The 13320-nt window shown below is 67.1% G+C and carries 12 protein-coding genes; 5 read left to right on the top strand and 7 right to left on the bottom strand.

Annotation, left to right across the window (positions count from 1 at the left end):
- The first annotated feature begins 6 nt into the window (after positions 1–6).
- Both M1247_RS31665 and fbaA read left to right on the top strand, forming a co-directional pair.
- Positions 7–1020, top strand: coding sequence for an alcohol dehydrogenase catalytic domain-containing protein (locus tag M1247_RS31665; protein WP_317160390.1), 1014 nt, complete (start codon positions 7–9; stop codon positions 1018–1020).
- Between the two features lie 66 nt (positions 1021–1086).
- Positions 1087–2124: a class II fructose-bisphosphate aldolase gene (gene fbaA / locus M1247_RS31660; protein WP_317160389.1), complete on the top strand. Its 1038-nt coding sequence runs from the start codon at positions 1087–1089 to the stop codon at positions 2122–2124.
- On the opposite strand, the gene M1247_RS31655 is transcribed toward fbaA, so the two are convergent.
- From M1247_RS31655 to M1247_RS31635, 5 genes are all read right to left on the bottom strand, one after another.
- Entirely contained in the window at positions 2121–2909 is a 789-nt protein-coding gene (locus M1247_RS31655) for an Rv0361 family membrane protein (protein WP_317160388.1), read from the bottom strand. The two genes, fbaA and M1247_RS31655, sit on opposite strands and share 4 nt — an antisense overlap.
- A 75-nt stretch (positions 2910–2984) precedes the next feature.
- Positions 2985–4145: an NAD(P)/FAD-dependent oxidoreductase gene (locus M1247_RS31650; protein ID WP_317160387.1), complete on the bottom strand. Its 1161-nt coding sequence runs from the start codon at positions 4143–4145 to the stop codon at positions 2985–2987.
- A 64-nt stretch (positions 4146–4209) separates the two neighbouring features.
- A complete protein-coding gene (locus M1247_RS31645) occupies positions 4210–5946 on the bottom strand; it encodes an amino acid ABC transporter permease/ATP-binding protein (RefSeq protein ID WP_317160386.1) in 1737 nt (578 codons plus the stop codon).
- Positions 5946–6899, bottom strand: a complete 954-nt coding sequence (locus tag M1247_RS31640) for an ABC transporter substrate-binding protein (protein WP_317160385.1) — start codon at positions 6897–6899, stop codon at positions 5946–5948. The genes M1247_RS31645 and M1247_RS31640 overlap by 1 nt, the downstream gene beginning before the upstream one ends.
- Positions 6899–8335: an MmgE/PrpD family protein gene (locus M1247_RS31635; protein ID WP_317160384.1), complete on the bottom strand. Its 1437-nt coding sequence runs from the start codon at positions 8333–8335 to the stop codon at positions 6899–6901. Before M1247_RS31635 ends, M1247_RS31640 begins: the two co-directional genes overlap by 1 nt.
- A gap of 117 nt (positions 8336–8452) precedes the next feature.
- Here M1247_RS31635 and M1247_RS31630 point away from each other — a divergent pair, with 117 nt between their 5' ends.
- Genes M1247_RS31630 through M1247_RS31620 form a run of 3 tightly spaced genes read left to right on the top strand, consistent with a single transcriptional unit; the run spans position 8453 to position 11573 of the window.
- Complete coding sequence (locus M1247_RS31630; protein ID WP_317160383.1) at positions 8453–9523, top strand: TetR/AcrR family transcriptional regulator; 1071 nt, start codon at positions 8453–8455, stop codon at positions 9521–9523.
- Between the two features lie 12 nt (positions 9524–9535).
- Positions 9536–11131: an N-acyl-D-amino-acid deacylase family protein gene (locus M1247_RS31625; RefSeq protein ID WP_317160382.1), complete on the top strand. Its 1596-nt coding sequence runs from the start codon at positions 9536–9538 to the stop codon at positions 11129–11131.
- Between the two features lie 28 nt (positions 11132–11159).
- Positions 11160–11573 carry a DUF3151 domain-containing protein gene (locus tag M1247_RS31620; protein WP_317160381.1) on the top strand — a complete coding sequence of 138 codons (414 nt, stop codon included), beginning with the start codon at positions 11160–11162 and terminating at the stop codon, positions 11571–11573.
- A gap of 2 nt (positions 11574–11575) precedes the next feature.
- On the opposite strand, the gene M1247_RS31615 is transcribed toward M1247_RS31620, so the two are convergent.
- Both M1247_RS31615 and M1247_RS31610 read right to left on the bottom strand, forming a co-directional pair.
- The gene (locus M1247_RS31615; RefSeq protein WP_317160505.1) at positions 11576–12472 is read right to left on the bottom strand and encodes a cation diffusion facilitator family transporter; all 897 of its coding nucleotides are present in this window, start codon (positions 12470–12472) and stop codon (positions 11576–11578) included.
- Between the two features lie 42 nt (positions 12473–12514).
- A complete protein-coding gene (locus tag M1247_RS31610) occupies positions 12515–13294 on the bottom strand; it encodes a site-2 protease family protein (RefSeq protein WP_317160380.1) in 780 nt (259 codons plus the stop codon).
- Between the last annotated feature and the right edge of the window lie 26 nt (positions 13295–13320).

The raw sequence follows: 13320 nt of genomic DNA, 5'->3' as shown, positions 1-13320 counted from the left end.
CGACACATGCCAACGCACAAAGCCGTCCACGTCGCGGCCGCCGGCGCGCCACTCACCCTGGCCGACGTTGAAACCAATTCGCCGCCAAGGGATCACGTTCGGATCGCGGTGGCAGCATGTGGGGTTTGCGGGACGGACCGGGAGTTTCACGCCGGCCACTTTCCCGGGCTCCAGTGGCCGCTGACCCTCGGGCACGAGCTCGCGGGCACGGTGGCGGAGGTCGGCGACGGTGTCGAGGACTTCGCGGTCGGCGATCGGGTGGCCGTCGGCTGGTTCGGCGGCAACTGCAACCGGTGTGTGCCGTGCCGCCGCGGTTACTTCATGCAGTGCGAGCGGATGCAGGTGCCGAGCTGGCATTATCCGGGTGGATACGCCGAATCCGTGGTCGCGCCTGCAACGGCTCTGGCTGCGATCCCCGACGGCCTGTCGTTCGTCGAGGCGGCCCCGATGGGCTGCGCGGGTGTCACGACATTCAACGGGCTGCGCAGGACGCGCGCCAAGGCCGGGGATCTGGTCGCGGTGCTGGGGATCGGTGGTTTGGGCCACCTCGGGATCCAGTTCGCCCGCGCGATGGGGTTCGAGACCGTCGCGATCGCCCGTGGCGCGGCCAGGGAGGCCGACGTCAAGGAACTGGGTGCACATCACTACATCGACTCGACTGCCGCCGACGTCGCCGCCGAGCTCCGGCGGCTCGGCGGGGCGGCCGTGGTGCTGGCAACCGCGGCGAGCTCGCAGGCGATGGCGGCCACCGTCGCCGGTCTGAGGGCCGAGGGTGAACTGGTCACCGTGGGCGTCACGCCCGAGAACCTGCCGGTCAGCCCGCTCGACCTGATCAACTCCGGGCTGTCGGTCATCGGTCATCCGTCGGGCACTGCACGCGACGTCGAGGAGACCATGCACTTCGCGCTGCTGACGGGTGTGCGACCGATCGTCGAGGAACGACCGCTCGCCCAAGCTGCCGAGGCCTTCGAGGCCATGGACACCGGCAAGGCGCACTACCGGATGGTGCTGACCGTCTAGCACCCCGACACTTGTTGAGATGTTGCCCGGCGGAACCGCCGGGCAGGAATGCCGAGAGGAATTGTCATGCCCATCGCCACCCCCGAGGTCTATGCCGAGATGCTGGCCAGGGCCAAAGAGCATTCGTTTGCGTTCCCGGCCATCAACTGTGTGGGTTCGGAGAGCCTCAACGCCGCCATCAAGGGATTCGCCGACGCGGGCAGCGACGGCATCATCCAGTTCTCGACGGGTGGAGCGGAGTTCGCTTCGGGTCTCGGCGTCAAGGACATGGTGACCGGCGCGGTCGCGTTGGCTGAGTTCGCCCACGTCATCGCCGAGAAGTATCCGGTCACAGTGGCCCTGCACACCGATCACTGTCCGAAGGACAAGCTGGACACCTACGTGCGGCCGCTGCTGGCGATCTCGGCCGAGCGGGTGGCCGCGGGCCGTAACCCGTTGTTCCAGTCGCACATGTGGGACGGGTCGGCAGTGCCGATCGACGAGAACCTCACGATCGCGCGGGAACTGCTGAAGATCGCGGCAGACGCCAAGATCGTCCTCGAGGTCGAGATCGGCGTGGTCGGCGGTGAAGAGGACGGCGTCGAGGCCGAGATCAACGAGAAGCTCTACACCAGCTCAGAGGATTTCGAGAAGACGATCGACGCGCTGGGGGCCGGTGAGCACGGCAGGTACCTGCTGGCGGCGACGTTCGGCAACGTGCACGGGGTGTACAAGCCGGGCAATGTGGTGCTGAAGCCGGAGGTGCTGGCGCAGGGACAGCAGGTCGCCGCGGCGAAGCTCGGATTGGCCGACGGGGCAAAGCCTTTCGACTTCGTCTTCCACGGCGGGTCTGGCTCGCTGAAGTCCGAGATCGAGGACTCACTCAAATACGGGGTGGTGAAGATGAACGTCGACACCGACACGCAGTACGCGTTCACCCGGCCGCTGGCCGCCCATATGTTTGCCAATTACGACGGGGTGCTCAAGATCGACGGCGAGGTGGGCAACAAAAAAGCCTATGACCCACGCAGCTACCTCAAGAAGGCCGAGGCATCGATGAGCGAGCGGGTCGTGGAAGCCTGCAACGACCTGCACAGCGCAGGCCGTAGCGTGACCGGCGGCTAACCGATGGGAACCAGGCAGATCTTCCACTGATCGTCACGGAACTGCAGGTCGAAGCTGCGCGTCGAACGTGTCTGAGGCGCGAACGCCATGAACGTCGTCACGTTGGCTTCGGCGTGGTCGCCGTTGACGACCACCTGGTCGATGCTGGCCACCACTGGGTATTGCTTGGCTGCGGCCACCCGGGAATGGGTTTCGTCCCAGGCGTGCTGGTCGTAGTTGACGTAGCTTTCGCGGGTACTGCCACAGGTGATGGACCGCAACGCTGCGAGATCACCCCGCTGGATCGCGCTGTCGAAGTTCTGGATCGTCCCGCGAACCTCGTCTTCGTGGGACGCGGCCGCCGAGGAGTCGCGGGTGAGCAGGACGGTGCCCAGCACCGCGATCGCCACGAGGGCCGCGATGACCAGAACCACCGCGATCACCCACCCCCAACTGCGTCGTGGTGCCGCCTGTGCTGCCAGCGGCGCATCGTCACGTGCGGGAATGACCTGCGGCGCAGCGTTTTTGGGTGGCGACGGCGGTGACGTAGGCGGGGCGAACACCTCGGTTTCCGGGTCCGGCGGCATGTCGATCTTCTGGGTCGACCCGTCAAAGCTCGAGGGTGCGGTGAAACGACGGTCCTCGGGTTGCTGCTGCACCGCCTCGGTCATCGCGGTCGGTGAGGAGAAGATCTCGGTTGCGGGTTCCGACTCCGGGTCTACCGGGACCCACTCGGTGGGCGCGTCGAGCTGTTCTTCTGATTGGTCCGGCCTGTTGTTCTCGTCCGGCCCCGATGGGTTCGACATCCCTGGTGCGGTCCTCCCGTACGTCGCTACCGGTGGAGCTTATCTGAGCACCGGGAACAGGTAGCGCCACCGGGATCAGTCGTCGGTGTAGGCGTAGGGCGGGTCGATCAAGTTGCCTTCGGCAAACCGGTCCGGTGTGAACGCGGAGATGTCCACCGTTTGCGGCTCGTCGAGGGCCAACTCGGCGAGCGCGCGTCCGACCGCCGGGCAGATCTTGAAGCCCATCCCCGAGAACCCGGCGGCAACGAGCAGCCCGTCGACACCGGACACCGGGCCCAGGATCGGCCGGGCGTCCGGCGACATGTCGTAGACGCCCGTCACTCCGCGGGAGATGCCCGCCTCGGCCAGGGCGGGCACGCGTCGTGCGGCCCGCCCCACCATCTCGAGCACGCTCTGATTGCGTGGGACCTGCGGGAAGTCGTCCGGGTCGACCCCGTCGCGCGGGCCGACGAAGTCGCCGAGCAGCAGGCCGCCTGCCGGTTCGGGGCGGAAGTAGGTGCGGGTGCCCGAGTCGATGCACGCGGTGCGGGCGAGGTGTTCCTGTGGCGCGCCCCGTAGCGCCGCCACCTCGTGATATTCCGCCTCGATCGGCAGATCGACGCCGATGCCTGCGAGCAGGGGCCGGGTCCACACGCCGGTGGCGAGGATGACGACATCGGCGGTGATGTCACCGTCGTCGGTGCATACTCCGCGGACCCGGCCGTCGTCCCCGAGAAGCAGCGAGCGCACGGGCGTGTTGGGGCGGTAATCGACACCCAGTTCACGCGCCCGGGACAAGAAGTCGCCGGCCACGACGGCGCCGTCACCGAAGCCGGCCCGAGGTTCGTAGGCGGCTGCCACCACGTCGTCGACACACCAACGCGGTTCGAGCTCGAGCACGTCGTCGGCGGTGATGACCTCGGCCTCGGCTCCACAGGCCTGCTGCATCCGGACGTTCTCGCGGAGCCGGTCTGCCTCGGCCGGCGGCACGATGCGCACGAAGCCACACTCGTGGAAAACCGGCGGCCGCCCCATCCGTGCGGGCCACTCGCGGAAGTGGGCGAGGCTGTCGACCGCCAGGCGTACCTCCGGTTCGAAGGTGTAGTGCATGCGGACCAGCGCGGACGAGCGGCTGCTCATGCCTTCACCGGCATGCCGTGCGTCGAGGACGGCGACGGATCGCGTGCCCCGCTCGGCAAGGTGAAACGCGGTGGACGCACCCATGACGCCGGCTCCGACGACGATGACCTCGGGCACTGTTGACGACCTCCTGAAAAAGCTGCTGTGGTGGGTGACGGGCAGGCCGGCCGCCGCGGATACCTCAGCCGAGGACTTTGGACAGGAAGGCCTTGGTGCGCTCTTCCTTCGGTGCCACCAGGCACTCTCCCGGCGGTCCCGACTCGATGATCACGCCTCCGTCGAGCATCGCGACGGTATCGGCGGCCTCTTTGGCGAACCCGATCTCGTGGGTGGCCACGATCATCGTCATGCCTTGACGGGCAAGACCTTTCATGACGTCGAGCACTTCGCCCACGAGCTCGGGATCCAGTGCGGAGGTGGGTTCGTCGAACAGCATCACCTGCGGCTTCATCGCCAGGGCGCGAGCGATGGCCACCCGCTGCTGCTGGCCGCCCGACAGCTGACCCGGGTAGGCGTCGAGTTTCTCGCGCAGGCCGACCCGGGTCAGCAGCTGCTCGGCCTCGGACTCGGCCTGTTCGCGGGAGATGCCGAGCACGCGCCGCGGTCCGAGGGTCACGTTGTCCAGCGCGGTCATGTGCGGAAACAGGTTGAACCGCTGGAACACCATGCCGATCCGGGTCCGTTGCCTGCAGAGCTCGGCTTCGGTCATCTCGTGGAGCCGGTCACCGTCAAGGCGCAGCCCCACCCGGCGGCCGTCGACCTCCAGCAGGCCGGAGTCGATCCGTTCCAGCGCGTTGACGCAGCGCAACAGGGTCGACTTGCCGCTGCCGGACGGGCCGAGCAGCACGAGTGTCTCCCGGGCCCGGACCGTGAGGTCCACGCCCTGCAGTACGTCTGTCGCGCCGAACCATTTCCAGACCTGCTCGGCGCGCACCATCGTCTCGGGGGCAGCGCGAACCGGCTCCGGTGTGGTGGTCGGCGGGAGATCGGCCCGGTTGGCGGCGCGCCGTCGCGTCCGGCGGTTGGAGACCGGCGACGCGGCGGCGCCGAACCCGCGGCTGAAGTGCCGTTCCAGGTAATGCTGGCCGACGCTCATGACCGATGTGAGCAGCAGGTACCACAGCGACGCCACGGCCAGCAGCGGCATGATCTTGAAGTTCTGCTGGTAGATCTGCTGGACGCTGGTCATCAGGTCCCGCCCGGAGATGACCGAGACCAGTGCGGTCATCTTGAGCATCGAGATCGCCTCGTTGCCGAGCGTCGGGATCAGCACCCGCATCGCCTGGGGCAGGACGACGAACCTCATCCGCCGCGCCGAGGACAGGCCAAGCGACATGGCCGCCTCACGCTGGCCGCCGTCGACCGAGATGATCGCCGCCCGCACCAGTTCGGCGCAGTAGGCGGCCTCGTTGGTGGCCAGCGCCAGCACCGCCGCGGTGGCCGCGCCCATCACCGCGTTGGTCGGCACGGAACCGAACACGATGCCGGTCAGCGGGATGCCGAGGAACAGCTTGGGGTACAGCGCGCCCAGAAACCCCCAGAAGATGATCTGGACGAGCAGCGGGGTGCCCCGGAAAAACCAGATGTAGCCCCAGGCGACACCGGACAACACGCGATTGTCGGAGAGCCGCATGACCGCGAGCAGCACCCCACCGACGACGCCGATGAGCATGGACACCACGGTGAGTTCGACGGTGACCGCGACCCCGTGCAGGATCGAGGGCGCGAACAGATACTGCCGCATCGAGGCGACGTCGAGGTTCGGGTTGTGCCACAATGACCAACCCAGCGCGCACAGCACGTAGGCGACCAGCGCCACCGCCGCCCATCGGCCGTATCGGCGAACGGGCACCACCGCGACGGGATCTGGCCGCTTCCTGGTGATTTCGGAGGCGGTGTCGGTCGGCGCCACGGTCACTAGACGGTCCCCTGGTTGATCTCCGCCTGGTCGAGCGCGATGCTCTCGACGCCGTACTTGGTCAGGATCTGCAGGTAGGTCCCGTCATCCATCAGCGACTGCAGGGCTTTCTGCAACGCCGTCAGCAGTTCGGGCTCTGATTTGGGGACGCCGATACCTTCCATGCCGCCGAATTCTGCGGTGATCGACGGCGCGTTCACCAATTCGAACGTCTGCCCGTCCTCAAATGTCTTGGCCGCGTAAGCGGCAGCGGAGTTGGCCTGCACGCGGGCGACCGCCTTGCCGCTCTTGATGGCCAGGAACGCCTCACTGTCACCGGGGAACGACAATGCCGTGACGCCCGGCTTGCCCTGGCTCTGGAAACGCTCACTGAGCCTGCGGATCGCAGCCTCTTCCGACGTGGAGCTCTGCGCCGCAACGGTTTTCCCGGACAGGTCGGTGACGTCTTTGAGTCCTTCCGGGTTGCCCTTGGCGACCAGTAGGGAGTAGCCGTCCTCGGCATAGTCGAGGAAGTTGAGTGACTCGCGGCGCGTGGGGGTGTCGAACAGACCCGCCATCACGATGTCGGCCTTGCCTGCCATCACGGCGGGAATCATGCTGTCGAACGCTGTCTGGTCGAAGGTCGCCCGCACGCCGAGCTTGGCCGCCAGTGCCTGGGAGAGGTCGTAGTCGATGCCGGTGGGCTGCTGGCCGCCGTCGGTCGTGTACATCTCCCACGGCGGGTACGGAATGTTGCTGGCCACCCGGATCACCCCGGCCGACGTGATCCGCTCGGGCAGCAGGCCGGCCAGCGCGGGGTCGGCTGCAGGCATCGCGGACGTGGGTGCCGCGCCGGTCTGGCCGCCCACTTCCGGGGCGGGCGGGTCAGAGGCCAGCGCGCAGCCGCTGAGCAGGAGCAGGATCGCCACCACGCTGGGAAACGCCCATCGGCGGCGCTTCGGTGCTGCTGTCATCAGAGTGCTCCAACCGGTAGCAGGGACGCAGCCAGATCCCGCATGAACACGGAGCTGTCGTCGGCGGATTCGATCTCCGCCAGCGCCGCCAGCAAGCGGGGCGTCGCGGCGGACTCCAACTGGCCGGCGGCCAGCCAGGAGAACTTGTCGCCCATCTCGTTCCGAGTCCAGCCGGGATCAGGATAGAGAACGTGATCGATCCGGCCCGACGACAACACCGTGCCGTCGGTCAGGGTGATCGTGACCGAGGCCGAGTCACTGCCGTCCGGGTCGTTGATCTCCGACAGGTAGTAACGGCGGGTCAGCTCGTCGGACACCACCACCTCGATCCGACCACACATCGCGGCGATCTCTGATGAGCCCAGCCGTGAATCGGCCATTTGTACGGGACCGACGCGACCGTCGACCAGCAGGGCCGCCACCGGCCAGGCCAGGTTGAACTGTGCTTCTTCGGTGGTCTCGGGCAGGCGCGTGCCCAGCCGTGCGGCGTCGGGGTAGGCCTCGACGACCACGCGGGCGATGGCTTCCGGCGACAGCGGATGCGCCGCGCGCAGCTTCTCGATCGCCAGCAGTGCGGGATGGGTCCAGGCGCAGCTGGAGAACCGCTTCCAGGTGATCCCCCGGGGCAGGTAGTAGTCGCTACCCAAATCATCGGTGTAGGAACGGAATTCCTCCAGATCCAGGCTCGGCTCGATTCCGGTGAACCCGCGCCGGGCCAGTTCTGCGGCCAGCAGCCCGGTGAGGGCGCCGAAGCCGACGCCGTGCTTGACCATGCCGGGGGTGTCGATCGCACGCATCATCGGCAGGTCCGGGGAGTCGTACTCCGCGATGCCGAGGGCGTGGCGGGTGGTCACCTCGTCGAGGCCCAGCACGTGGGACGCGAGCGCGGCGCAGGCCACCGACCCCCATGACCCGCAGGCCCGGTAGGTGCGCTGTGCCGAATGCACCGTGCTCTGGTCGTGGTTGACGCAGCGGCCGGCCCGGAAGGCGATCTCGTAGCCGACGACGATCGCGGTGATCAGCTCGCGGCCGCTGAGGCGTTTGTCCTCGGCCAGCGCCAACGCGGCCGGGACTACCTGGGCTCCGGGATGGCCCCAGGTGTAGATGCCGCAGTCGTCGACGTCGACGGCGTTCGCCGCGACCGCGTTGGTGAAGGCCGCACCGCCGACCCCCAGCGGGTTGCCGCTGACGATCGAGGTCGCAGGCCCGGCCGGCCACCAGGCGTGCGCGAGGTCATCGGCGATACCCGCGGAGCGCGACGACCGGCCCGCGAGCATCGCTGCGAGGGTGTCCGTCAGACACATGACGGCCCGGTCGATCACCGTGCGGGGCAGCTGATCCCACGTGAGCCCGGTGATGAAGCGGGCGGCCGGGGACTGGTCGCTCGTCCAGGCCGCGGGCGCGCTCCGGAGGTCGTCTCGAAACGGCGCCGCCATCAATGTTTCTCCAATGTTTCTGAAGGTATATCTTTGGTGTAAGAAACAATTTCATTCGCAATTAGCGATGTCAAGGGATGTATTTCCTTGTATTTGCGGGGATTTGGAAGAGCAAAGATGTCTGTAGAAGCAAGTATGGGGCGGCCGGTTTCCGATGCCGGGAAGGAAGACGCCGCGCTGTCCCTGCTCTGGAGCGTCGTGGCGGCCCCCGACGGACAATCCGCTTTCTGTCGGCGCTGTTCGGCTCACCGCACGTTCCATCGCATCTCACGCCGGCGGGCCTACGCCTGCGACAGTTGCGGCGCCCACGTCTATCCGGCATCGGCGACACCCTTCGCCGGCTCGCCCGTGCCACTCGCGACGTGGTTGGACGCCGTCGTGATCGTGCTGGATTCTGTCGGCAAGGTCCGCCCGAACCGCGTGGCAGGCGCGCTGGGCCTGGACTACCGGCGGGCCTGGCGGATGACGCGACGCATCGAGGAGATCGTCAAGTCCGGCGGCGACGACGCCGCGCTGCTACAGCGGTTGTCCGGGCTGTGGAAACAGCACGGGCACATCCGCGCCGACCGGGTACCGGACCCGGGTAGCCCCGAGGACAGGATCCGGATCGCCGCCTGCCGGATCATGGCGCAGCGCGGTATCGAGGCGACCAGGATTGCCGATATCGCCGGCGAGGCGGGAGTTTCCAGCGCGAGCATTCACTATTACTTCAGAAGCAAGGACGAGGCGCTGCTCGCGGCGTTCCGCTGGGCCGGCGATCAGTTGCATGCCACGCTGCAACGTCTGCTCGACGAAAACGTCAGCACCCTCGAACACGTGCGTCACCTACTTGAGCTCAGCATCCCCGGCGACCAGGGCACCTTCGAGGAATACCTGCTGTGGCTGGAGGTCTGGGGCCGGGTGCGGAGGCACCCGGCCTTCCTCGACGAGTGTGTGCGCATGTCGCGCCGGTGGGCGGACGCCGTGCTCGCGGTGTTCACCGCGGGCGTCGAGGACGGCACGTTCACGCCGGTGGCACCCGTCGCCGAAGTGTGCGAGCGCTACGTCGCCATCTCTGAAAGCCTGGCAGTCCGAAATGCTCTGGGCTACAGCGATATGTCCGAGCACACGGCCCGCCGGGTGCTCGCCAGGTTCACCGCGGAGCAGCTTGGTCTGCCTGCCGCGCAACTCGACCGCGAAACACACTGAGTAGGAACACATATGCCCACTTCCCATCCCGCCTCCATCGCCGTGCTCGACGCGAGAGTGATCACCATGGACCCGGATCGTCCGTACGCCGAGGCGGTGGCGATCCGGGACGGCAGGATCGCCCACGTCGGAAGCCGTGGCGAGGTCGAAGCTCTCGTCGATTCCACGACCGAGGTCATCGAGGCGGGCGGTCGCGTCGCGTGTCCGGGTTTCATCGACATTCACACCCATACCGATCTCGACCTGTTCGCAGACCCTCGGCACCTGCTGTTCAAGAACTACCTCATGCAGGGCATCACCACCGTGCTTGCCGGCAACTGCGGAATGTCGGAGATGGAGCCGGGCGAACTGCTGCCCCGCCTGGACCTGCATCCCCCGGCGGTCAACTTCGCGACACTGGTCGGCCACGGGTATGTCCGCAATGTGTGCGCGATCCCCGCTGGACTGCAAGAGCTTTCGGTAGCACAACTCGATGCCATGAAGTCGGTGATCGACAGGGCGATGACCGATGGTGCGTTCGGCATGTCAACCGGCCTGGAGTACATTCCCGGGCTGTCCTCGCGCACCGTCGAACTGATCGAATGTGCCGCAGTCGTGGCGGCGCACGGCGGTCTGTACACCAGTCATATGCGCAGTGAGGGCGATGAGCTACTCGCAGCCGTTGAGGAAGGAATCCGTATCGGCCGGGAATCCGGTGCGCGGGTGCAACTTTCGCACCTCAAGTCGGATGGCGCATGCAATTGGTGGAAGACCGATGCGGTGATCGGTGCGATCGAAGCGGCCCGGGCCGACGGCATCGATGTGGCAGGCGACCAGTATCCCTACCCGTACTTCGGGTGGAATCCGTCCATCTTCATTCCCGGTGAGCACCTGGCGGCCGGCAGGGAAACATTGATCGGGACCTACCTGCGGGATCCAGAACACCGGCAGCGGATCAAGGCCGCGATCGTCGACCGGATCACCCGCTACCACGGGGGAGACGGTGAGCTGGTCGTGGTGTTCGACTGGACCGACCGCCAGGAGCGCCACTGGAAGGGCGCATCGCTCGCGCGAATCCTGATCGAACGAGGCCTCGAAGCCAGCCCCGAGGCGGTCGCCGAACTGATACTCGAGATGCTGCCCGACGAACGCGGCGATGCCGTCATGGGCACCGACCTGAGCACCAGCGACGACGCTGTCCGGCGTTACCTGTCCCTGCCGTATCTGGCCGTCTGCACCGACGGTTTCAACCAGGCATGGCTGGCGCCATGTCACCCACGCAGCTACGGCGCGTTCCCCAAGGTGCTGGGCAGCTACGTCAGGGAGAAACAGACACTGCCGCTGGAGACGGCGCTGCGCAAGATGACCGCAGTGCCTGCCGGCATCCTGAACCTGGCCGACCGCGGAGTCCTGCGGGCCGGTAGTTGGGCGGACGTCGTCGTCTTCGACGACCGGGCCGTCGCGGAGCGGGCCACCTTCGAGACCCCTGCCGCCCCCGACGGAATTGACTTCGTGCTGGTCAATGGCGTGATCGCCGTCGACCGCCGCGTTCCCGACGGCGACGGTTTCTGTCTCGGCACCGCCGCTGGGCAAGGCGGGCCAGGGCTGGTGCTCCGTCGGCCGCGGTGACGTAGCACCGGCCGTGCACAATAGGCGGATGACACGGATGGGTGATCTGCTTGGACCGGAGCCGGTGTTTCTTCCCGGTGACCCTGCGGCAGAAGAAGAGTTGGCCTCGGGTGAGAAACCCGCGGTGGTCGCCGCCGCGCATCCGTCGGCGTCGATCGCGTGGGCCGTGCTGGCCGAGGGCGCACTGGATGACGACAAGGCTGTGACCGCCTACGCATACGCCCGGACCGGTTACCACCGCGGGCTGGACCAGTTGCGACGCAACGGGTGGAAGGGATTCGGCCCGGTGCCGTTCCGGCACGAGCCGAATCAGGGCTTCCTGCGCTGTGTGGCCGCGCTGGCCAAGGCCGCCGGCGACATCGGCGAAACCGACGAGTTCCAACGCTGCCTGGATCTGCTCGACGACTGCGATCCGTCAGCGCGGGCCGAGTTCGGGCTGTAGCGCTACCAGTTCGCCTGGCACGTGCAGTCACCGCCGGTGCCCGGCGGCTCGACCTGGACGGTAGCATGGTCGAGGCCGTGCGCCGTCAGCACGGCCCGTGCCCGGTCGAGCACCCCTGCGGCGTCGGTGCTGCTGGTCAGATGTGCGGTGACCATGTCTTTACCCGGCACCAGAGTCCACACGTGCAGATCGTGCACGCCCGTGACGCCGTCCACTCCGCACAGCGCGGTGCGCAGTTTCTCGACGTCGATGTGGGCGGGGGAGGACTCCGACAGGATGCGTAGCGCCGCCCGCGCCAACGCGATGGCCCGCGGCAGCACCCACAGCGCGACAAGGACTGCCACCACCACGTCGGCGTAGGGCCACTGCGTGGTGACGGTGACGATGCCCGCGATCAGGACGCCGATGCTGCCGACGGTGTCGGCGACGACCTCCATGTAGGCGCCCTTGATCGCCAGGCTGTTCTCGGCGTGGGCGCGCAGCATCAGCACCACGATCGCGTTGGCCACCAATCCGGCGAGCGCGACGATGATCATCGGCCAACCGGGGACCTCGGGCGCGTGTCCGAGCCGTTCGAAGGCTTCGTAGAGGACAAACCCCGCGACGCCGAGCAGCAGCACGGCGTTGGCCACCGCGGTGAACACCTCGGCGCGGTGCCAGCCGTACGTGCGTGCCGGTGAGGCACTGCCCCGGCGGGCCAGCAGTACCGCCGTCAACCCCATGAACATCGCCACCAGGTCGGTCAGCATGTGCCCGGCATCGGCCAGCAGCGCAATCGAATTGATCATCAACGCGGTGACCAGCTCGACGACGAAGAACGTGGACAGGATGGCGGCGGCGATGAGCATCCTGCTGACGCGGATATCCGCGGGATGACTGTGATCGTGGCCTGCGCCCATACCGGCAATATATGCGTAAAGTCGCATATGTTGCAAGGGTGCCTACAGCCAGGCGGACCAGAATCGGGTCAGCTGACTGCCGATCTGCACGAGGTAGCTCGACACGCCGGACAAGTCGAAGAACCAGTAGACGACCCCGAAGAACCAGCGGTTGAGTGCCGGGGCGATCAGCAGGATCAACAGGATGAAGAAGCCCCACTGTTTGACCGGTTCCAGCGCGCGCTGCGTGTCCGGGCTCAGGTGTGGCTCCAACGCGCCGTAACCGTCCAGCCCGGGGATCGGCAGCAGGTTCAGGATCAGCGCGGTCACCTGCAGAAAGCCCAGGAACGCCACGCCCGCCCAGAACACTCCGTGCTCGGGGTCGTAGAACAGCCGGGTCACGGTCAGCAGCAGCACCGCCAACACCAGATTGGCGGTCGGACCGGCCAGGCTCACCAGGGTTTTCTGGCGCGCGGTCATCCACGAGGTGCGCACATACACCGCCCCGCCGGGCAGGCCGATGCCGCCGAGCGCGATGAACAGCACCGGCAGCCCCAGCGACAGCAGTGGATGCGAATACTTCAGCGGATTCAACGTCAGGTAGCCCCGCACGGCGACATCGTGATCGCCGAAGCGCCACGCGGTATAGGCGTGGCCGAATTCGTGCAGGCACAGCGACACCAGCCAACCGGCGATCACCAGGATGAACACCCCGACATAGGACAGCGGCCGGACGGTGTCTGCGGCCATCCAGGCGATCACCCCGCCCACCGCGGTGAGGGCGACGACAGCCAGGAAGACCGGGCTCGGCCGTACCGATTGATGCAGTGGGCGGATGTTCACGATTCGACGCTACCGGCTATCCCTGC

This window comes from Mycobacterium appelbergii, assembly GCF_032883035.1.
In the GTDB taxonomy this organism is placed as follows: Bacteria; Actinomycetota; Actinomycetes; order Mycobacteriales; family Mycobacteriaceae; genus Mycobacterium; species Mycobacterium appelbergii.
The sequence above is the reverse complement of the archived record's forward strand: the minus strand, read 5'-3'. Positions and strand labels throughout refer to the sequence as shown.

Bases quoted from the DNA above. Each gene is read 5' to 3' on its own strand.
- M1247_RS31665 (WP_317160390.1), top strand. From the start codon at position 7: ATGCCAACGCACAAAGCCGTCCACGTCGCGGCCGCCGGCGCGCCACTC.
- fbaA (WP_317160389.1), top strand. From the start codon at position 1,087: ATGCCCATCGCCACCCCCGAGGTCTATGCCGAGATGCTGGCCAGGGCC.
- M1247_RS31655 (WP_317160388.1), bottom strand. From the start codon at position 2,909: ATGTCGAACCCATCGGGGCCGGACGAGAACAACAGGCCGGACCAATCA.
- M1247_RS31640 (WP_317160385.1), bottom strand. From the start codon at position 6,899: ATGACAGCAGCACCGAAGCGCCGCCGATGGGCGTTTCCCAGCGTGGTG.
- M1247_RS31635 (WP_317160384.1), bottom strand. From the start codon at position 8,335: ATGGCGGCGCCGTTTCGAGACGACCTCCGGAGCGCGCCCGCGGCCTGG.
- M1247_RS31630 (WP_317160383.1), top strand. From the start codon at position 8,453: ATGTCTGTAGAAGCAAGTATGGGGCGGCCGGTTTCCGATGCCGGGAAG.
- M1247_RS31625 (WP_317160382.1), top strand. From the start codon at position 9,536: ATGCCCACTTCCCATCCCGCCTCCATCGCCGTGCTCGACGCGAGAGTG.
- M1247_RS31620 (WP_317160381.1), top strand. From the start codon at position 11,160: ATGACACGGATGGGTGATCTGCTTGGACCGGAGCCGGTGTTTCTTCCC.
- M1247_RS31615 (WP_317160505.1), bottom strand. From the start codon at position 12,472: ATGGGCGCAGGCCACGATCACAGTCATCCCGCGGATATCCGCGTCAGC.